This is a genomic window from Lachnoclostridium sp. An138 (assembly GCF_002160765.1).
GTDB classification, from domain to species: domain Bacteria; phylum Bacillota; class Clostridia; order Lachnospirales; family Lachnospiraceae; genus Laedolimicola; species Laedolimicola faecalis.
In genome coordinates, this window is the sequence record NZ_NFLF01000001.1 from 71,788 (window position 1) to 93,271 (window position 21,484).

General features: G+C 51.9%; 15 protein-coding genes. All 15 read right to left on the reverse strand.

Annotated elements, in window-relative coordinates; all coding sequences use genetic code 11:
- The 15 genes from B5E82_RS00350 to B5E82_RS00420 all read right to left on the reverse strand — a co-directional run bounded on the left by B5E82_RS00350 (position 1) and on the right by B5E82_RS00420 (position 21,400).
- Positions 1-1,089 (reverse strand): ABC transporter permease, encoded by a 1,089-nt coding sequence (locus tag B5E82_RS00350; RefSeq protein ID WP_087305201.1) that lies wholly within the window; start codon positions 1,087-1,089, stop codon positions 1-3.
- A complete protein-coding gene (locus tag B5E82_RS00355) occupies positions 1,089-2,579 on the reverse strand; it encodes a sugar ABC transporter ATP-binding protein (RefSeq protein WP_087305664.1) in 1,491 nt (496 codons plus the stop codon). The genes B5E82_RS00350 and B5E82_RS00355 overlap by 1 nt, the downstream gene beginning before the upstream one ends.
- A gap of 157 nt (positions 2,580-2,736) precedes the next feature.
- Positions 2,737-3,807, reverse strand: a complete 1,071-nt coding sequence (locus tag B5E82_RS00360; RefSeq protein ID WP_087305203.1) for an ABC transporter substrate-binding protein — start codon at positions 3,805-3,807, stop codon at positions 2,737-2,739.
- A gap of 224 nt (positions 3,808-4,031) precedes the next feature.
- Positions 4,032-5,483: a sensor histidine kinase gene (locus B5E82_RS00365; protein ID WP_164488679.1), complete on the reverse strand. Its 1,452-nt coding sequence runs from the start codon at positions 5,481-5,483 to the stop codon at positions 4,032-4,034.
- Between the two features lie 93 nt (positions 5,484-5,576).
- A complete protein-coding gene (locus B5E82_RS00370) occupies positions 5,577-7,190 on the reverse strand; it encodes a response regulator (RefSeq protein WP_087305205.1) in 1,614 nt (537 codons plus the stop codon).
- A 179-nt stretch (positions 7,191-7,369) separates the two neighbouring features.
- Positions 7,370-8,965 (reverse strand): xylulokinase, encoded by a 1,596-nt coding sequence (locus tag B5E82_RS00375; RefSeq protein ID WP_087305207.1) that lies wholly within the window; start codon positions 8,963-8,965, stop codon positions 7,370-7,372.
- Between the two features lie 21 nt (positions 8,966-8,986).
- Positions 8,987-10,474 carry an L-arabinose isomerase gene (araA, locus tag B5E82_RS00380; RefSeq protein ID WP_242966202.1) on the reverse strand — a complete coding sequence of 496 codons (1,488 nt, stop codon included), beginning with the start codon at positions 10,472-10,474 and terminating at the stop codon, positions 8,987-8,989.
- A gap of 39 nt (positions 10,475-10,513) precedes the next feature.
- Positions 10,514-11,596, reverse strand: a complete 1,083-nt coding sequence (locus tag B5E82_RS00385) for a GntR family transcriptional regulator (protein WP_087305209.1) — start codon at positions 11,594-11,596, stop codon at positions 10,514-10,516.
- A gap of 428 nt (positions 11,597-12,024) precedes the next feature.
- On the reverse strand, positions 12,025-12,927 hold the full coding sequence (locus B5E82_RS00390; protein WP_087305211.1) for a mechanosensitive ion channel family protein: 903 nt from the start codon (positions 12,925-12,927) through the stop codon (positions 12,025-12,027).
- Positions 12,924-15,338, reverse strand: a complete 2,415-nt coding sequence (glgB, locus tag B5E82_RS00395) for a 1,4-alpha-glucan branching protein GlgB (RefSeq protein WP_087305213.1) — start codon at positions 15,336-15,338, stop codon at positions 12,924-12,926. Before glgB ends, B5E82_RS00390 begins: the two co-directional genes overlap by 4 nt.
- A gap of 79 nt (positions 15,339-15,417) precedes the next feature.
- A complete protein-coding gene (locus tag B5E82_RS00400; RefSeq protein WP_087305214.1) occupies positions 15,418-16,212 on the reverse strand; it encodes a Cof-type HAD-IIB family hydrolase in 795 nt (264 codons plus the stop codon).
- A gap of 42 nt (positions 16,213-16,254) precedes the next feature.
- Positions 16,255-18,201 (reverse strand): NAD-dependent DNA ligase LigA, encoded by a 1,947-nt coding sequence (ligA, locus tag B5E82_RS00405; RefSeq protein ID WP_087305216.1) that lies wholly within the window; start codon positions 18,199-18,201, stop codon positions 16,255-16,257.
- A 119-nt stretch (positions 18,202-18,320) separates the two neighbouring features.
- On the reverse strand, positions 18,321-19,064 hold the full coding sequence (locus B5E82_RS00410) for a pseudouridine synthase (protein WP_242966203.1): 744 nt from the start codon (positions 19,062-19,064) through the stop codon (positions 18,321-18,323).
- A 314-nt stretch (positions 19,065-19,378) separates the two neighbouring features.
- A complete protein-coding gene (gene gdhA, locus B5E82_RS00415; protein ID WP_087305220.1) occupies positions 19,379-20,713 on the reverse strand; it encodes an NADP-specific glutamate dehydrogenase in 1,335 nt (444 codons plus the stop codon).
- A gap of 246 nt (positions 20,714-20,959) precedes the next feature.
- Complete coding sequence (locus B5E82_RS00420) at positions 20,960-21,400, reverse strand: hypothetical protein (RefSeq protein WP_087305223.1); 441 nt, start codon at positions 21,398-21,400, stop codon at positions 20,960-20,962.
- Positions 21,401-21,484 lie beyond the last annotated feature (84 nt).

Consider the following 21,484-nt stretch of genomic DNA (forward strand, 5'->3'; position numbering starts at 1 on the left):
TTAAGCAGCCTCCTTTACCTTGCGTTTCGCCATAAAGGCGTTGAACTTTTCTCTCACTACAGGCGCGCTGACAATTACAAGAACGATAACCACAACAGCCTTGTAAGCCGGAAGCGCGTCAGAACGTACCTGGAACTTGTAAAGGGTCGTCGTCAGACACTGAATTACATAAGCTCCGATGATGGACGCCGTCATGTTGAACTTGCCGCCGCTTAAAGCGTTTCCGCCCAGAGCCACCGCCAGAATGGCATCCATCTCTATATCCTTTGCGATAACGGAATAGTTAATCGTTGAAATACGGCTGACCTTGATAAGTCCTACCACCGCCACGCAGAGTCCCAGAATCACGAAGGACAGAATCTTGATAAATACCGGGTTCAGACCATTCAGTCTGGAGGAATTCTCATTGATGCCGACTGCCTGAGTGTACAGGCGCAGGTTCGTAAATTTCAGAACCAGGCCGATGACAATCATACAGGCTACCGCGATAAAGAACGGCGTCGGAATCGGAATTCCCGGAATAAATTCACCAAAATAGGTAAGTGTCTCATCGCTGACTACCGGAAGCTCATTGTTGTTGATCCAGGCTGCGATGGACCGGCCTGCTGTATAAAGGATCAGCGTGGCAATCATGGGCTGTATCTTAAATACTGCTACCAGCACGCCATTGAACGCTCCAAAGAGCATTGCTACCACACAGGCGGCCAGGAAGGCCACGATAATCGGAGCCTGCAGAGTCTCCGGACGGGAGTTGGTTCCGCAGAGTACGCGCAGAAGCACGCTGCCCGCAATAGCTGTCGTAGCGCCTACGCTGATATCCTGTCCGCCGGTTGCCGCCGTCACCAGCGTCATACCGATAGCCAGAATCGCCAGCTCAGAACCGCTGTCCAGAATTGTAATCAAAAAGCCTGACAGAACGGGGTTGCCCGCGCTGTTGTATCCCAGCTCAATCTTGAAGAACGAGGGGTCCATAATCAGATTGAACAGGAACAGAATCAGAAGGGCTGCCAGCGGAATCATAACCTGCTTTCTAAGCAGTCTTCCAAAGAAGCTGGAAGCGCCCGCTTTTTTCGTTTCATTTGTCTGCATTATTTGTCACCTCCGGCAATCGTACTCATAATACTGGTCTGATTCAGGTCGCTGCCGGTCAGCTCACCTACGACCCTGCGATCCCTCATTACAATCAGTCTGGAACAGGTACGAAGCATTTCATCCATCTCTGAGGAAATAAACGTCACGCTCATTCCTTCGGAAGCAAGCTTCAGAACCAGTTTCTGAATATCTACTTTGGTTCCCACATCAATACCTCTGGTCGGCTCGTCAAGAATCAGGTATTCCGGATGAGTCAGAAGCCAGCGGGCCAGAATAACCTTCTGCTGATTTCCTCCTGACAGCGACTTAATCGGCGTATCTGCTGAAGCCGTCTTAATATTCAGAAGCTTTATGTATTCGTCCGCAATCTTGTCAGCCTCGGCCTTTGAATAAGGCTTCAGAAAACCGCGGAGTACCTGCTGTGCAAGAATGATATTGTCCCGCACGGAAAGATCTCCGACGATACCGTCACGCTTGCGATCCTCCGGCAGATACCCGATTCCCTGGCGCATGGCGTCGATAGGCTTGGAGATTTTAACCGGCTTGCCGTTCTTTTTCACGGTTCCGCCCAGCACATGATCCGCGCCGAAGATAGCGCGCACGCACTCGCTTCGTCCGGAGCCCAGAAGTCCAGTGAAGCCGTTTACCTCTCCCTTGTCGATATGGAAATTGAAAGGCTTGATTCCTGCATTGCTGTAAAGATTCTCCACTTCAAAGACAGGAAGCTCTCCCTCTTTCTTCTCGTAGGACTTATATTCTCCATGAATATCGGAAAGATCATCCAGCTCCTTGCCCAGCATCTTGGATACCAGCTGTACGCGGGGCAGATCCTTAATCTCATACTCTCCTACCAGGCATCCGTCGCGCATCACTGTGATGCGGTCGCAGACCTCATACACCTGATCAAGGAAATGGGTTACAAAAATGATTCCAACGCCTCTTTCCCGCAGGTCCCGCATAAGCTTAAAGAGCTTCTCCACCTCCTGTTCATCCAGAGAGGAAGTCGGCTCATCAAGAATCAGAACCTTGCAGTCTGTATCCACGGCTCTCGCGATCGCGATCATCTGCTGTACCGCAAGGGAGCAGGTGGAAAGCTGCTGGGCAGCCTTTGCGGGGATATCCAGAGATTTCAGAAGCTTGTCGGCATCTTTATTCATCTTTCTCCAGTTCTGAACCGCTCCAGGCGTCCGGCCAATGTACATATTCTCAGCCACGGAAAGATTCGGACACAGGGTAATTTCCTGATATACCGGGCTGATTCCAAGCTTTTGTGCCTCCTGGGGTGAGCGGATCTGTACTTCCTTCTCATGTCCGTCCAGGTAAATGTGTCCCTCATCCTTCGTGTACACTCCGGTCAGAACTTTAATCAGCGTGGACTTTCCGGCGCCGTTCTCGCCCATCAGCGCGTGAATCTCGCCCTTGCGGAGGGTAAAATCCACTCCCGAGAGGGCCTTTACTCCCGGAAAGCTTTTATGTATATTTCTCATCTGTAATACAGCATTATTTTCCACTCTAATGTTCACCTCCTGAAAATATCTATTTCAGAGTCAAAGCGCGGTGCAGGCCAGTCCTGTAACTGCCATCCTTTCTGCGCCGCGCTTTGTTTTTTGATTTATACCATTACGTTCCGTTTATACAGCGGATTTAGATACCATATGTATCAATATCTTCCTGAGTGATGGTCTCTGCGTCGAAGCCCTTCTCTTCCATGATGATGGTCTTCTCCTCGATGGTTCCGCCGCTCTCGATGGTCTTGATTACTTCATCGATATAGGAAGCCTGGTAAGGATTGCACTGTCCGTCATAGTTCCAGTTTCCGGCCAGCAGCTCCTCAAGAGCCCAGGTATTGGTATCAAAGCCCATGATGATAACGTCGCCGTCAACACCGTGAGAGATGTTCGCCTTGTCAAGAGCTGCTACAGCGCCCTTAGCCATGTCATCGTTCTCAGCGTAGATTACGTTGAAATCCTGTCCGGAATCGATAACAGACTGTACAATCTGCTGTGCCTTCTCAGCGTTCCACTCAGCGGTCTGCTGGGTTACCAGATTCCAGTTGTCATTCTCTTCTACCATTGCGTTCAGAGCTCCGGTACGTCCCTGCTGAGCAGCAGAGCCCATAACACCCTGAATGTGAATGATGTTGTACTCATCAAGTCCCTGTCCAGCCAGCCAGTCTACAGCAGTCTGTCCCTCAGCCTCCATGTCGGATACGATGGAAGCCTCGTAAAGGCTCGGATCTGCATCGATAGTACGGTCAAACAGGATTACGCGGGTTCCGGCTGCCTGAGCGTCCATCAGTACGGAATCCCATCCGGCTGTGTCAGCCGCGGAAAGCAGAAGATAATCAACGCCGTCCTGGATGAACTTCTGAGCTGCGGTAATCTGCTCGTCATTCTTCAGGCTGTATGCGAAAGAAGCGTCATAACCGTTTTCCTCGGTGAACATAGCCTTCATATCAGCGTCGTTTGCTGTACGGTATCCGGACTCGTTCGGGTCATTGTTGATGATGCCGACTTTGATCAGGTCTCCGGAAGCGGCTGTATCCTCTGCCGCCGTATCCTCAGCAGCTGTATCTTCTGCTGCCGCGTCATCCGTCGCAGTCTCTTCCGTAGCTGCAGTATCTGTTGAAGCAGTATTGCTGCTGTTTCCGCAGCCTGCCAGAACAGTCGCTACCATTGCCGCACATACCAATGCACTTACAAGTTTTCTCTTCATTTTGAAACCTCCCTTATTCTTGTTGCCATTTCGTTTGGCTATGGTCAAATTCTATACTAAGAAGAGAAAATTTGATACGGACATCCTTTTGAATTAAGTATGATTTTTTACTGATTTTTGAACAAACCGTGAACAAAGTTTGTTTTTTTTGGAAAAAAGTTCATTTTTTTACGTCTGCTGTTCCGGTCTGTCCTTTTTACGGAAAATACACGTCCGCAGGGTTTCTATTTCTGGAAAACAGCGGGGATTACCACCGTCACTTCTGTCCATTCTCCATATACGCTTTCCAGGGAAATTCCATACTGTGCCCCGTAATTCAGGCGCAGCCTCTGGGCCACATTGAAGAGACCGAAACCGGAAGGATCACTCCTGTCCACCTCTTCCTCCCCTCCGATGAGGCGCCGGACCTTTTCAAGCCGGTCGGACTCCATACCCCGGCCGTCATCCCATACCCGGAATATCAGGCTGCCCTCCTGCTTTTCTCCCGATACCCGGATATGGCCCAGTCCCCGCTTATTCTTAATCCCATGATATAGGGCGTTCTCCACCAGCGGCTGAAGCGTCAGCTTCAAAATAGGGTACTCATAAAGCTCCTCCGGAATATCAATGGAATACTCCAGAATATCCCGGTAACGGAACTGTTGGATCTGAAGATAGCTCCGGATATGAGCCTCTTCTTCTCTCACGGATATGTAATCCCTTCCCTTGCTCAGGGTGGTTCGGAAAAAGTCAGACAATGTCGTAACCATCATTACCACATCATCCTTTTTCCCCGCCTCTGCCAGCCATATAATAGTGTCCAGCGTATTATAGAGGAAATGGGGGTTGATCTGCGCCTGAAGAAGCTTCAGCTCTGTGGCGCGCAGGTTCAGCTGCTCCACCCGGATATCCTCCACCAGATTTCCTATTTTTTCAATCATGGAATTAAAGCTGGAGTTCAGGACAGACAGTTCCGCGCTGTTGTCTTCCTTTGCCCTTACCGTGAAATCTCCTCCCGCCGCCTTTCTAGTCACTTCGCAGAGCCGCCCGATGGGAACCATGATTCCCTGCATCAGCTTCTGACTGATCAGAAAAGCGCTCACCAGAATAAGCAGAAAAATGATGCTGGTCATACGGAGCGTCCGATCCACATCTGAGCGGATACCTTCACGCAGCACCTCCAGATTCGTCGTCTCATAATAGATATATTCCTGAATCTGCTCCTGGATCAGCTCTGTCAGCACTCGGATATCCAGATCCAGCCGTTCCATATTTTTATCATAAAAGCCGCTCACTTTGGCGTCCGTCTCTATTTCAATAACCCGGTCCTCCAGAATATTCAGGCTTTTCAGAATCCGGTTCAGCCGCTGCTTCCCATATTCCGCATCCGCCGACTCATAAAGTCCCTGAAAGACCTCTCTCGCCTCCTCAATCATGCGCCTGGGTTCTTCCGTATCAATCAGCTCATCCGCCCTCTCGGAATTTGCCACGATAATGTACATCTGATAATCCAGATCGTCCTTGAAATCAATATTATAGGCATTGGCCTTTGTGATATTCTCCACCACCTCATCATACCGTCCAGAAAACTGCTGCATAATAACGACCAGATAAAGAATCAGGACCGTCAGCGGAACCAGACAGATGACAAGAAGCATATTCAGACGGTTCTTAATCGACGCTTCTTTCTTCCACATATCTTCTCCTTTTCAGCCCCGGCATACCAGGGGCCGTATCTCCCCGGCACACCAGAGTATGTATCTCTCCGGCGCGCCGGCGCCGCCTGCCTCCTATACCCTGGCACGGAATTCCCTGGGCGTGCATCCTATCGTTTTCTTAAACAGATAGCTGAAATAATGCGGGTCCTTGTAGCCCACCGCAAAAGCGATCTCCGCCGTCTTCATGGAGGTGCCACGGATAAGCTCCTTCGCTTTTTCCATCCGCACATAAGTCAGATACTCGATAAAGGTCCGCCCCGTCTCCTGGCTGAAAATCGTGCTGAAATGATTGGGGCTTAAGTTGACCGAGGCCGCCACCGTATTCAGGGAAATATCTTCGTTATCGTAATTCTCTTCTATGTAGCTTCTGGCATCCTTCAGAAGGGAGCTGTACTTCTGTCGGGACAGGCCCTCGCGGAGCTCGATAGCCGTCTCCAGCACCTTTTTCAGATATTTTTCCGTGGCCTCCGACGTGGAAAACACTTCCGGGATCTTCTGGAAGTCTCCGCAGCGCTCCACAAGAATTCCCGGCTCGCATCCGCTCTCCTCCAGCATTCCGGCCGCCGCGAAATAGGTATCCATCGTCACATACTGGCGGAACATCAAAGACTGAATATTCTTTTCTCCCAGGCTTGCAAAGTACTCATCCACAAAATGGACAGCCTCGCTCTTCAGGCCCGTCTTCAGGAAATTTTCCACCACCCTGCGGTCCAGCTTGCCGGCGCTTAAGGTATTCAGGGCCATCTCCTGATCCACCTCTCCTGTGGCCGCTTCCGAGCTTCTTACAATCTGATTTCTCTTGGTCAGATAACGGAACGCGAACGCTCGGCTGGCTTCCTCAAAACAGCGTCCCAGCTCGCTTAGTCGCTCCACCTCCTGGCCCACGCCGCCGAAATAAGTGACGCCCCCGGCCTCGGACAGCACTTCTTTCAGGCCGTCCAGAAGTCCGGCCTCAATCTCCTCCAAAGAATTTTCTTCTTCCTCCTTCAGGATAAAGGCCCAGCCTTCCAGCCCCAGCTCCACCATCAGCACCTCCGGCATCTGATCGGTCATTTCTTCTATGGAACGGGTCACCGCAATCAGTTTTTCCGAATAGCCTTCCTCTGCTCCCTCGGCAAAGATCTGAAACAGAATAATATTGTATCTCTTGGCCGCCAGGTCCATTCCCGCCTTACGCCCTTCTTTCAAAAGCACGGATACGGGGCTCTGACCGGAAACCAGTCTGCGGAAAAACTTCTGCCGGGCAAGCTGCGTGTTCTCCAACCGCTCCTTCTCAAACATCTCCAGATATTTCCTCTGCTGCTCCCGTTCCTCTTCGACTTTTGCTCCTACCTTCTTTACCGCTTCCAGAAGCTGCGCTCCCGCAATGGGTTTCACAAGATAATCCGTAATTCCGATACTGATAGCTTCTTTGGCATAGTCGAATTCATCATAACCGCTTAAAATAATAATCTTCACATCCGGAAGCTCCTGCTTAACCAGGCGTGAAAGCTCCAGACCGTCCATAAAAGGCATCTTAATATCCGTGATCAGAATATCCGGACGGGTCTTCTGGATCAGCGGATAAGCCAGCTCCCCGTCGCTGGCCTCTCCCACAAAAGAAAACCCCTCCTGCTCCCAGTTGATGTTGTTTTTGATGCCCTCCCGCATCACGACTTCATCTTCCACCAAAAACACTTTCAGCATATAACAGTACTCCCCGTATTTTCTGTAACGGCAGGTCTTCCCTGTCCGTTTCTATTCCCCTATGCGGAAAAAGAAGACACCGCAAAAAGCGGCATCCTCTTTTCCTTCAAGGTTACCATACTAAATCTATTCTTTTCCCGGGAAACAGGAAACACCGGTGTCCCCCTGGTCCGGAATCTTTACTGCAGATGCTCCACTGCCGCCTGCTCAATGGCAAGGCCCTCCGTGTAGCGCGCGAGAAAGGCGTCAAAGCCCTTTACATCTGACGCATCCGGCTGGAGCGTCTCGCCCTTTTCCCCTGCAAATACGCGATCAGACAGATAAGCCTCCAGCTTTTCCCCGGCGCCCTTATTCTTCATATAGGAGGCCAGCAGCGCGATGCCCCAGGCTCCTCCCTCGCCGGCCGTCTCCATTACCGTAACAGGAACATCCATGGCTGCCGCCATAATCCTCTGTCCCACGCCCTTTGTCTTGAACAGGCCGCCATGGCCAAGGACCTCGTCCGCTTCCACGCCTTCTTCCTTAAACAGGATATCCAGACCTGTTTTCAAAGCGCCCAGGGCCGTGAACAGGTGCACGCGCATAAAGTTCGCCAGATTGAACCTGGCCTCCGGCGTGCGGACGAACATGGGCCGTCCTTCCTCAAAGCCTGTGATATGCTCTCCGGAGAAATAATTGTACGCCAGCAGGCCGCCGCAGTCCGGATCGCCTTCCAGCGCCTTGTTGTACAGAGTGCCAAACAGTTTATTCATATCCACTTCCACGCCGAAGCTCTCTGCAAACTCCTTAAAGAGGCCTACCCAGGCATTCAGATCGGAAGTGCAGTTGTTGCAGTGTACCATGGCCACCGGGCTGCCATCCGGCGTGGTCACCATATCAAGCTCCGGATGTACTTTTTTCAGCTCATGCTCCAGCACAATCATCGCAAATACGGAAGTACCTGCCGATACATTTCCAGTACGGGGCCGCACACTGTTGGTCGCCGTCATTCCGGTTCCCGCGTCGCCTTCCGGCGGGCAAAGCGGCGCTCCCGCTTCCAGCTCTCCTGCAGGATCGAGAAGCTTTGCTCCTTCCTCGGTAAGGATTCCCGCCTGCTCTCCGGCTGTCTGCACCTTCGGCAGAATCTCCCGGATCTTCCAGGGGTATCCCTTGGGAGCAATGAGCTCCTGGAACTGATCCAGCATCTTATCATGGAACTGGCCTGTAGAAGAATCGATCGGGAACATACCGGATGCCTCTCCGACTCCCATATTCCTCTCTCCGGTCAGTTTCCAGTGAATATATCCAGCCAGTGTGGTCATAAAGTCAATCTGCGGCACATGCTCTTCTTTGTTCAGAATCGCCTGATACAGGTGGGCAATGCTCCAGCGCTGAGGAATGTTGAACTGGAACAGTTCCGTCAGTTCCTGGGACGCCTGGCCGGTAATCGTATTTCTCCAGGTGCGGAAGGGCACAAGCTGGTTTCCGTCTTTGTCAAATACCAGATAGCCGTGCATCATGGCGCTGATTCCCACTGCCCCAAGCTTTGTCAGAGTCACGCCGTATTTCCGCTTTACATCCTCTTTCAGGGCCGCGTAGCTTCCCTGAAGTCCTTTCCACACCTCATCCAGCGCATAGGTCCAGATGCCGTTCTCCAGCTGGTTCTCCCAGTCATAGCTTCCGGACGCCACCGGCTTGCAGCTTCCGTCTATCAGAACTGCCTTGATTCTCGTGGAACCAAGCTCGATGCCGAGAACCGCTTTTCCGTTTAAAATCGCTTCTTTTACTGTACTCATATCGTAAAACCCTCCCTTTCTTTACCTGTACGCTACAGAATTCCAGCGGAGCTCATTCTTCAGTCCGCGGATTGTGGTATCCTTGTCAATGTACACGACTTCAATTCCCATGGCTGCGCCCCAGTCTCCCATCTGCTCTGCCGTCAGATCATAGGTGAAGGCTGTGTGATGTGCGCCGCCCGCAAGAATCCAGCTCTCTGCTCCTGTGGGCAGGTCAGGCTGCGGAGTCCAGAAGGCAGTCGCCACCGGAAGCTTCGGCATGGGCTTCTCCACCTTTTTGCAGTCCACGCTGTTCACAATCAGACGGAAACGGTTTCCGAGATCGATGAGGGAGGTGGCGATAGCCGGGCCGGTCTTGGAGGTAAATACCAGACGCGCCGGATCTTCCCTGTCGCCCATGCTCAAGGGCTGTACCTTGATGCCGATGGGGCCGTCCGCGATAGACGGGCACACCTCAAGCATATGCGCCTGCAGGATTCCTTCCTTGCCCGGAACCAGATTGTATGTATAATCTTCCATGAAGGAGGTTCCCTTCGCATCCTTCATGCCCTCTGTCATAATCTTCATCAGGCGCACCATGGCAGCTGTCTTCCAGTCTCCTTCTCCGCCGAAGCCATAACCCTTTTCCATCAGACGCTGGATAGCAAGGCCCGGAAGCTGCTTTAACGCGCCCAGATCTCCGAAATGGGTTACGATAGCCTGATAGTTCTTTTCCTTCAGGAAACGCTCGAAGCCGATCTCGATGCCGGCCTGTACCGCCACATGCTCACGGAATTCCTTCTCATCCCGTCCCTCCAGAAGAATATCGTATTTGCTGTAATATTCCTCTACCAGAGTATCAATATCCGCCTGGGATACATCCTGTACATACTCCGCGATTTCGTTTACCGGATAAGCGTCAATCTCCCAGCCGAACTTGATCTGAGCTTCTACCTTGTCGCCCTCGGTTACGGCCACGTTCCGCATGTTGTCAGCCACACGTACTACGCGGATATGGCTGCTCTCCATAATTCCCACTGCCGTGCGCATCCAGGAAGCGATGCGTTCGATGACCTTTTCATCCGCCCAGTGTCCTACGATAACCTTGCGCTCGATGCCCATACGGGTCACGATGTGTCCGTACTCACGGTCGCCGTGGGCAGACTGGTTCTCGTTCATAAAGTCCATATCAATGGTGTCATAAGGAATCTCTACGTTGAACTGGGTGTGAAGATGAAGCAGAGGCTTTCTGTATTCCTGCAGGCCCAGAATCCAGGACTTCGCCGGGGAGAAGGTGTGCATCCAGGTGATGACGCCCGCGCACTCCTCATCCGCGTTCGCCTCATTGAAGGTTCTGCGGATCAGCTCGTTAGTGATCAGGGTGGGTTTCCATACCACCTCATAGGGAAGCAGGCCCGACTGATTCAGATGCTCCACAATCTTCTTCGAATGCTCTGCCACATGCTCCAGGCATTCGTCTCCGTACAGATCCTGTGATCCGGTCGCAAACCAGAACTTGTAGTTTTTCATTTTCCTTACCTCCATTGTCTGAGTTATCATTTTCAGTTATTATTTGCAGCGTCTGACAGATTCTCTTTTTGCCAGCCACACATCAAATTCATAGCCTTTCTGCTCTGCCGCCTGCCTGCCGCCCCGTCTGCGAATCATGGCAAGCAGCAGCTCCGCCGCCTTTTCCCCCAGCTTCTCTTTGGGATGATGTACGGAAGTCAGCCCCACGTCGCCGTAGACAGCCAGATCCGTATCGTCCACGCTGATCACGGAGATATCCTCCGGAATCCGCATGCCGTTTTTCTTCAGAAGCTCCATCAGTTCTACGGCCGCCGCGTCATTATAGCAGAAGACAGCGCTGCAGCCCGAAAACCGTTCCAGAATCCGCCGCTCCATCCAGTCAAAATGTCCGATATCTCCGGTGTCATACCAGACAAAGCGGTTATCGTCCATAGAAACTCCCGCTGCCTGAAGTTCTGACAAAAATCCCTGATAGCGGCGCAGTCCCTGCCCGTCATCTGATTTGAGCAGGCCTCCGATCTCCCGGTGTCCCATCTCCAGAAGATAGCGGGCTGCGCACCGTCCGGCCTCCGTATCGTTTAAGGCCGCCACCGGACAGGGAAGCTCACAGTATCCACTGTTCAGGAAAAGTACCTGTACTCCCTTTTCCATCAACTTCCGGTACAGGGGAAGATTTGGATTCGGCAGGGCGCTCTTGGTCGCCTCGATGATCAGCCCCCGGAGATTTTGCGAAAGCATTTGCTCCAGAATCTCTTTTTCTTTCTGAATCCGGTTGTTTGTAAAGGCAATCTGTACCTGAAAGCCCTCCGCAGAAAGAATCTGCTCAATCCCCTGAATAATCCTGGGGAAAATGTAATTGTCCACATAGGTGGTCACCACGGCGATCTGCCTGCTTTTGTTCTGTTCCTCCAAAGCCGGGTCTGTCACAAAAGTTCCTTTCCCCTGCTGCCCGTATGTAAGCCCCTGTTCCTCCAGTACCTCCAGAGCTCTCCGCACCGTCTGCCGGCTCACGTCAAACTGATCCCGCAGTTCCTGCTCCGACGGCAGCTTTTCTCCCGGGCGGTAACTTCCTTCTGCAATTTTCTGTTCCAGCCATTCGGCAATTACCTGATATTTGGGCATCTCTTTCCCGCCGCCTGTTCTTATAACTTGTATTGTCTATTTTACTTGTATTGTTTTTGCTTCCGTTGTCTTTTCCAGCTTTTCTTCTGACGCAATCCGTTTTTCATTGTTTTATTATTTTTCCGATTCTTACAATTTACTTATACAACAGATTGCACAAGCTGTCAATAGATTCTCGCATTTTCTTATGGGGTTTTTTCATATCCTGTATTGATTTTCGTATAACTTGTATTTATTTTTTTTCTAAATACAAGTTTCGAGAAACCGCCAACGGTCAGATGAATCATAAAGGCCGCCGCTTTCCTGTCAAAACTTCAGCGGCGGCCTTATTATGGCGGCTTTAAGGAGGAACCGCCCTTTCCGGCAATTCCTGCACTTTTCTGTTATTCTTTTTTGTCTTACTTAACCAGTATCCGCCTCTGCCTTTCTCAGTCAGAGGCGCCTGCAGACTTTATATTTACATCTACCTGGTTAAACGGTATCTCGATTCCGTTCTCATCGAAGAGGATTTTGACTTTCTCTGTCATCCTCCATTTGGTGTTCCAGTAATCCTCCGGGCGCACCCAGAAGCGGAGCTTCAGCATGACCGCGCTGTCCGCCAGGCTGTCCACTACCACAATATGCTCCTGGTCATCCAGGATCTTCTCCTCCTGGTTCAGCAGCTTTTCGCAGAGTTCCTTGGCCAGCTTCAAATCCGAGTCGTAGCCAATGCCCACATCGATGTCCAGGCGGCGCTTGTCCTGGGCTGTCACATTGACCAGGCTGTTGTTGGACAGCACGCCGTTCGGAATTACCACTCTCCGGTTGTCCGCCGTCAGCAGCGTCGTATAGAACATCTGCACCTCTGTCACGGTTCCTTCCAGATTATCCGCCACATAAATGATATAATCTCCCACTTTAAAAGGCTTTATCAGCAGCAGAAGCACTCCGCCCGCAAAATTGGACAGACTGCCCTGGAAGGCAAGTCCTATCGTCAGACCGGCCGATCCCACCAGCGCCATTACAGAAGTCGTATCTACTCCAAAGCCGGAGGCAATCAGCATAATCAGTACGAAATAAAAAATCACTTTCAGAAGCGAATCCAGGAACTGCATCAGCCCCACATCCGCTCCGGCCCGTTCCATTGAGCGCCGGATAAACTTCCGCAGAAGCTTTATAAGTCTGGCCCCCACCAGAAAGACAATGACCGCAAACAGAAGTCTCAGTCCAAAACTGAGGACAGAAGGCAGGTATCTGTCAATATATTCCTGAGTCCTGCTGATCTGCTCTGTCACAGCAGAAAGATCTGACTGGAGCCCTTCTGTAATCTCCGTCGATGTGAGAACTGTCATGCCTTTTTACCGCGTCCTTTCTTTTCTGCCTGAACGGTTTTCTCTGTCTGAACAGCTTTTTCCGCCTTAGCGCTCTTCTTCGCCGGTGCCTTCTCCTTTTCCGGCCCTTTCTCAGCTATACAGGAGAACACAGCGATTCCCATAGGAGGTACTGTTATCTCAATAGAATCCTCTCTTCCATCACACTCTGACTTTTTGGAGCGCTTCGCCCGCTTATTGCGCACATCCGTTCCGCCGTAGATCTCACTGTCACTGTTGAAAATCTCTTTATAGCGTCCTTCAAAAGGAACTCCGATTTTGTGCTTCTCATAAACCAGCGGAGAGAAGTTGCAGACTACCAGAAGCGTCTCCTCCGGCTTATTCGACTGACGGGTGAATACCAGCATATTCTCGTTGGCCGAAATGTTATTGATCCAGGTGAAGCCGTCCGGATCGTGATCCAGCTGGTAGAGAGCCGGGTGCTCCAGGCAGAAATGATTCAGTGCCTTCACGTATTCCCGCATATTACCATGGTCCTGATACTGCAGAAGATCCCATTCCAGACTCTGCTTCTCATTCCACTCGTCAAAGGTCGCGAACTCCTGTCCCATGAACAAAAGCTTCTTTCCGGGATGCATCATCATGAAGCCGTAGGCGGCCCGCAGGTTGTTCAGCTGAGAATCCCGGTCGCCCGGCATCTTTCCTACCAGCGTTGCCTTGCCGTGAACCACCTCATCATGGGAAAGACTTAAGATAAAGTTCTCGCTGTAGGCATAAATCATGCTGAAGGTCAGCTCTCCATGATGCCAGGAGCGGAACACAGGATCATAGTGCATATAACCCAGAAAATCATTCATCCAGCCCATGTTCCACTTAAAATCAAAACCGAGGCCGTCTTCTTCCACCGGACCCGTCACCTTCGGCCAGGCTGTGGACTCCTCTGCAATCAGAAGCGCCCCGTTCTTTTTCTTCTTATAAATAGAGTTCAGATGCTTCAGGAACTCTATGGCTTCCAGATTTTCCTTTCCGCCGTAGATATTCGGCACCCATTCTCCCTCGTTTTTTCCATAATCCAGATACAGCATGGAGGCCACCGCGTCCATGCGGATTCCATCTGCATGGTACATCTCTGTCCAGAACAGCGCATTCGCGATCAGGAAATTCTTCACCTGCGGCCGGCCGTAATTATAGATCAGCGTGCCCCAGTGAGGATGACTGCCTTTGCGCGGGTCCAGGTGCTCATACAGGCAGGTGCCGTCGAAAGCCGCCAGTCCAAAGGTATCCCTTGGAAAATGAGCCGGCACCCAGTCCAGAATCACTCCGATTCCCTGGCTGTGCATATAGTCCATAAAATACATGAAATCTTTCGGGGAACCATACCGGGCTGTAGGCGCGTAATAGCCAGTCACCTGATATCCCCAGGACTCATCCAGGGGATGCTCCATAATCGGCATCAGCTCCACATGGGTATATCCCATATCCTTCACGTATTCCGCAAGCATTGGAGCGATCTCCCGGTAGTTGTAGAACTCCCGGACCTCCTTGGCCGGTTTTTCCGCCGCATTCCCATTCTCCGGAGAATCCGTCCCGTCTCCGTCTGCCGGCGGCAGCGCCGTATCCGCGCCGTCCTCTTCTGCCTCCGGCTTCCTCCAGGAGCCCAGATGCACTTCATAGACAAGAAGAGGCTCTTTCTTGTAATCCGTCTTCTTTCGCTTTTCCAGCCACGCTCCATCCGTCCATTCGAAGCCGGACAAATCCGTGACAATAGAAGCCGTATTGGGGCGGAGCTCAGCAGCGTTCGCATAGGGGTCCGCCTTCAGCATGGGAAGACCGCTTTTCGTCTTAATCTCATATTTATAGCAGGCGCCGGGCCGGATTCCCGGAATAAAGAGCTCAAAAATGCCTGCCTTCTCAATCCGCCGCATGGGATGCCTGCGGCCATCCCAGAGGTTGAAATCTCCCACTACGCTCACACGGCACGCATTGGGCGCCCACACGGAAAAATAAGTACCTTCTACCCCCTTGATGGTCATGGGATGCGCTCCCATCTTTTCATACAGCGTATAATGAATTCCCGCCTCGAACTTGTCCAGGTCCTTATCAGAATACACCTTCGGCTGAAAACGGTAGGCGTCTTCCAGCTCCTGAACCGTCCCGTTGTCATACTCAGCCCGGAACAAATACTCGGGGACCGTCTTTCCGGGAAGCAGCGCCGCGAAAAAGCCGCCTTCATCCGCCAGCTCCATCTCGTATTCCTTTCCCGTACTCTTGATCACCGCGGTCATCTTCACCGCTGTCGGCAGAAAAGCCTGAACCAGGATTCCATCCTCCACTTTATGGGGTCCAAGAATCTCCTGGGGCTCGTCCTCCTCCGAGTAGACCAGCGCCTCAATACGAGGCCAGTTCATCAGTTCATACAACCTGTTATCCATACCCTTCTCCTCCTTATCAGACCTGGGGATTCCGGTACCGGAGCCCCCCTCCTGGAAAAGCTCCCGCCTTACCGGCCTTTCAGATCAGTCCGTACCTTTCAAGCGCCCGGGCCACGCCGTCCTCCCAGATTCCTTCCGTCCTGTATTTCGCAGTCTGAAGAACCACTTCCTCGGCATTGCCCATAGCCGTTCCGTACTGTACATATTGTAACATTTCCAGGTCGTTTGGTCCATCCCCAAATGCATAAGTATTGCAGAGAGGAATATCAAGTTCTTCCAGCAGAATGCGGATTCCATCTGCCTTGGAAATCCCTTTCGGCATCATCTCCGCGTATGGCATCCGCTCATACCGCGCCAGCTCAAAAGCTCTCTGAAGCTCCGGCGCCATGCGTTCAAAAGCCGCCATATCCGGAATCTTCACCGTCAGCTTGGAGACCCGGTCCGTCAGCAGATCCATTTCCTTCAGGCGTTCCGGATATTCCTTTTTCAGCCGTTCCACGATGGAGAACAGCCGGAAGGTCTCCTCATTCATCCGGCAGCTTAAGTATTCCGGCCCTTCCAGCACCACGCAGCATCCGATTTTCTCCAGGCGGGGCACCTCCTGCAGCAGCAGTTCACCGGGAAGCAAAAGATTTCTCAGAACGCGCCCTTCGTATTCAATATATGTTCCCGCTCCGCAGATCATTCCCGGAAAATTCAGATCCAGAACCTCCGGAAACATGGACGCCTTGGGCCTTCCTGTGCACAGGATGGGGATATGTCCCTGCGCCTTCAGCTTTTCCAGGGCCTCCCGCGTGCTGTCCGGCGTTCCCCGGTTCATCTCGTAAATGGTTCCGTCCACGTCGAAAAAGACGATCTTTCTCTCTGTATTCATTTTTTCAGAAACTCCTCATATATTACTTTTTCTTTTCCGTCCTCACAGCTTCAGGAATTCTTCCTCGGAAATCACGGGAATGCCAAGCTCTCTGGCCTTTTTGTTTTTGGACGAGGCGGAAGCCGTATCGTTGTTGATGAGATAGTCGGTCTTTCCCGTCACGCTTCCCGTCACCTTGCCTCCCCGTCTCTCTATAAGCTCCTTGAGCTCCGCCCGGTTGGAAAAATGAACGAGGCTGCCCGTCACCACAAAAACCTTGCCCTTCAAATCCTGGACTCCGGCTCTCTCCTCCTTTTCCAGCTCCAGCTCAGACAGCAGACTGAAAAACTGTTCCTTTTTCCGCGCGTCGGCAAAATATCCCGTAAAGCTGGACGCAATTACCGGCCCCACGCCGTCGATGGCAGCCAGTTCCTCTTCGCCCGCCGCCAGCAGCTTTTCCACCTCTTCGTCAAACTGGCGGCAGATAAGCTTTGCGCCGGCAAGGCCGATGTTGGGAATTCCCAGACTGTAGATCACTCTGGCAAGGGTGGTCTTTCTTGCCCGTCCGATACTTGCGCTTAAATTCTCAAAGGACTTTTCTCCCAGTCCCTCCATCTCCACAATCTCTTCCCGGAAACGCTCCAGCCGGAAAATGTCCGCAAATTCATGGATAAATCCTTTTGCAATGAACTTTTCCAGCGTTGCCTCCGAAAGACCCTCGATATTCAGAGCGTCCCGGCTCACAAAGAGCGTAAAGGACTTGATTTTCTTTGCCTGGCAGTCCGGATTGGTACAGTACAGGGATTCCACGTCGTTGACTTTTCGGATCTCCGTAGCTCCTCCGCAGACCGGACATTGTTTTGGAATATCCCTCACGCCGCTGCGCGTTTTATTCTCCGCAATCTGCGGAATGATCATATTGGCCTTATAGACCTCAATGGTGTCTCCCACGCCCAGCTCCAGCCCCCGCATAATACTGATATTGTGAACGGAGGCACGGCTCACCGTGGTGCCTTCCAGCTCCACCGGATCAAAGATGGCCACCGGATTGATAAGCCCCGTCCGGGACGGGCTCCACTCAATCTCCTTCAGCGTCGTCTCCCGGATCTCGTCGGCCCATTTGAAGGCCATGGAATCCCGGGGAAACTTGGCCGTCTGCCCCAGCGACCGGCCATAGGCAATATCGTCGTAGAGAGCTACAAGACCATCCGAAGGATATTCATTCTTTTCAATCTGGGAAGCAAACCACTGGATGGCTTCCTCCAGATTGTCCGCTGTCACCACTTTATACTCTACAACTTCAAAGCCCTGCTCTTTCAGCCACTGGAATTCCTTCTCATGGGAATTTCCAAAATCCACACCGTCTGCCCGCACCAGGGAAAAGGCAAAGAAATGCACGCTGCGCTTTGCGGTAATCTCGTTGTTCAGCTGGCGCACGGAGCCGCTGCACAGGTTCCGCGGATTCTTGTACCGGGCGTCCGCTTCGGGAATCTCTTCGTTGATCCGTTCAAACTCCTTATATCCGATAACCGCCTCTCCCCGCAGAACCAGTTCTCCCTGAAAGGGAATCCTTAAGGGAATATTACGGAATACCCGGGCATTGTTCGTGATGACCTCGCCCACCTCTCCGTTTCCTCTTGTGACTGCCTTAAAAAGTTCCCCGTCCCGATAAGTCAGCACAATCGTAAGTCCGTCCATCTTCCAGGAAAGGAGGGTCCTGTGTGGACCAATCCAGCTTTTCAGAGCCTCCGTATCCTTGGTTTTATCCAGAGACAGCATGGGCCGCTCATGCCGCTCTTTGGGCAGCTCACTCAAAACCTCATAGCCTACGTGAGCCGTGGGGCTCGACGCAAGCGTCGTCCCCGTCTCCTGTTCCAGACGCGCCAGCTCGTCATAGAGGGCGTCGTATTCGTAATTGCTCATAATCTCGTCGGCTTCCTGATAATAGGCTCGTCCGGCCCGGTTCAGAAGGTCCACGAGTTCCTTCATTCTCTTCTTCTTTTCTTCCATACTTAAATTAACCCGCTATTCTTATTCTCTTACAACCGGCGGAAGGCTGCGCAGGCGCGCCGCTCTCCGCCGGCTCCGCTTTCCGAAATCCGGTTCGGTAATCCCGGCAGCCTCCCAAATCAGTTCCGGGAATCCCGGATAAGCTCCAGAAGCTCCGCCATCTCCCTTTCTGTCACCTTCCGCCAGGTTCCGGGCTTCATACCTTTCAATTCAATATTCAGCACCCGGACCCGTTTCAGGTTTTCCACCTGATAACCCAGAGCTTCGCACATCCTGCGGATCTGCCGGTTCAGTCCCTGGGTCAGAATGATACGGAAGCTCTTCTTTCCAAGCTTCTCCACCTGACAGGGCTTCGTCACCGTATCCAGAAGCACCTCTCCCTTTTCCACCTTACGGATGCGCACGCCTTTTCGCAGCTGTTCCAGAAAAGCATCCGTCACCGGCTTGTTTACCGTGACCAGATATTCCTTCTCATGATGATTGGAGGAACGCATCATCCGGTTGACCAGACTTCCATCGTTGGTCATCAGGATGAGCCCCTCTGAATCCTTGTCCAGTCTTCCGATGGGATAAATGCGGACCGGATATCCCACATAATCCACGATATTGCGTTTTTCTCTCTGATCTGTGGTGCAGATGACCCCAGGCGGCTTGTACACGGCCAGGAGCACCCGTTCCTCTCTCGGCCCGCCGCCGATTATCTTCTTTCCTACCTGAACCTCCTGATCCGGGCGGACCCTCATCCCCATCACAGCAGGTTTTCCGTCCACCAGGACCTTTCCCGCCTCTATCAGTCTGTCCGCCTCCCGGCGCGAGCATACGCCGGCTTCGCTTAAGTATTTATTCAGACGAATTTCTTCCACGTTCGTATTCCTTTCCTTTATTTTCTGTCCCGCAGAATTATTATAGAGGATTCCGGATGGGGACGCAAGGAAAAAGCAGAGAAGCCAGAAAGGTTTTCATGTTTCTCTAAATAAAGCAGACGCTCCGGAAATGGAACGGGGAATATCATAGCAGAAAAAACCACTGGTTCAAATATCGGCCGATATTTAAAACAGTGGTTTCACTTTTTTATCTTCCAAAAACAGTGGAGCGCCGGCGCACAGGGACTGCTTTGTTCCTCTGTACACCGGCGCTGCCGCTGCAGATGAAAAATATATTTTAGTCTGTTATCTGATTAGCAGATGCCCTGTGCAAGCATGGCGTCTACAACCTTCTCAAAGCCTGCGATGTTGGCGCCTACCACATAGTTCTTTTCATAGCCGTAGCGCTCTGCCGCGTCAGCCATGTTGTGGCAGATATTTACCATAATGCCCTGAAGCTTTGCGTCTACCTCTTCAAAAGTCCAGCTCAGACGCTCGCTGTTCTGGGACATCTCCAGAGCGGAAGTTGCCACGCCGCCTGCGTTCGCCGCCTTGCCCGGCGCAAACAGAACGCCGTGCTGCTGCAGGTACTCGGTAGCCTCCAGAGTGGTCGGCATGTTCGCGCCCTCTGCAACTGCGATGCAGCCGTTCTCTACCAGCTGCTTTGCATCTTCAAGAAGCAGCTCGTTCTGGGTAGCGCAGGGAAGGCCAAGGTCTACCTTTACGCTCCATACGCCGCGTCCCTCATGGTACTCGGAGTTCGGACGGTAATTCTTGTACTCGGTCAGACGCGCTCTCTTCACCTCTTTGATCTCCTTGAGGGCTGCCACGTCAATGCCTTCCGGATCGTATACCCAGCCATTGGAATCGCTGCAGGTCACTACCTTTACGCCAAGCTGCTGTGCCTTCTCGATTGCGTAGATAGCCACGTTTCCGGAACCGGATACCGCAGCTGTCTTGCCTGCAATGTCGATGCCGTTCATCTTCAGCATCTCCTGTGTCAGGTAGAGAAGTCCGTAGCCGGTCGCCTCTGTTCTTGCAAGAGATCCGCCGTAGGACAGTCCTTTTCCGGTCAACACGCCCTCATAGCGTCCGGTCAGTCTCTTGTACTGGCCGTACATATAACCGATTTCTCTTGCGCCCGTTCCGATATCGCCGGCCGGTACGTCTGTATTCTCTCCGATGTGCCGGTACAGCTCTGTCATAAAGCTCTGGCAGAATGCCATAACCTCTCTGTCAGATTTACCCTTCGGGTCGAAGTCGGAACCACCCTTGCCGCCGCCGATGGGAAGGCCGGTCAGAGAATTCTTGAAAATCTGCTCAAAACCCAGGAACTTGATGATACCCAGGTTTACGGACGGATGAAGGCGAAGACCTCCCTTGTACGGTCCGATAGCGCTGTTGAACTGTACGCGGTATCCGGTATTTACATGCGCCTGTCCCTTGTCGTCTACCCACGGAACACGGAATTTAATCTGGCGCTCCGGCTCAACCAGACGCTCCAGAAGCGCTTCCTTGCGGAATTTCTCCTCATTGGCATCCACTACCGGACGTAAGGACTCCAGAACCTCTTTGACTGCCTGATGGAACTCCGGCTCACTGGGATTCTTTGCTACTACTGCTTCGATGACCTCATCAACGTAAGACATGTTTTGTTTCCTCCTCTACCCTTTGCTTTCTGTATTCATTCCCTATCATAACTGCATGGCAGTTTGAATAGCAAACAAAAAAAGCGTACAAAAATTATAGAAGCGCGGTCCACAGATCCTGCACCCCTTTTTTGACGCCTTTGTCAATGGCTATTATGGCACGGCCTTCCCAAATTTGCAAGCATTTTTTTGAAAAAAATGAAAAATTTTTTCCAGTGCGGCGGAGTGCGGCTAAATTTTACGTTCTCAGTCTTTCAGATAGCTTTTCAGCCGTTCGATATTCTTTTCTTCAAAATCCATAATCTCTTCTGCCAGCTCACAGTATTCTTTTCTGGCTCCCCTGTTGGCTTTGACAGCCTTCATCAAATCCGTGATTCCCTTTGCGTTTCCCTGGATCATCAGATCTGCCACGTGCTCCGTGCTGGTGTTCAGAAGTGTATTCGCCTGAATCGAAGTCCACCGCACTGCCTTTCCCACCGGAGACGCTGCTTCCGGCCGCCTGCTGGCTTCTCTTATTTTATCTGTCACCTTATCTTCAAGACTCATGAAGCGGACCGCCTGCCGGTTCAGATCCAGAGCCAGATCCTCGTCGTACACCTTGCTGATGACCGTATTGATTGCCTCCAGTCCCATTTTTGTATTTCTGTAGGCTTCATTCAGCAGCGCCAAATCTGCGGTTGTAAGCATAAAACGTTCCTCCTTATCCGTCTTTTCAAAACCATTTATAGGATATGGAGATTTCTCTGTTTTATACAGAAAAGCGCCGGCACG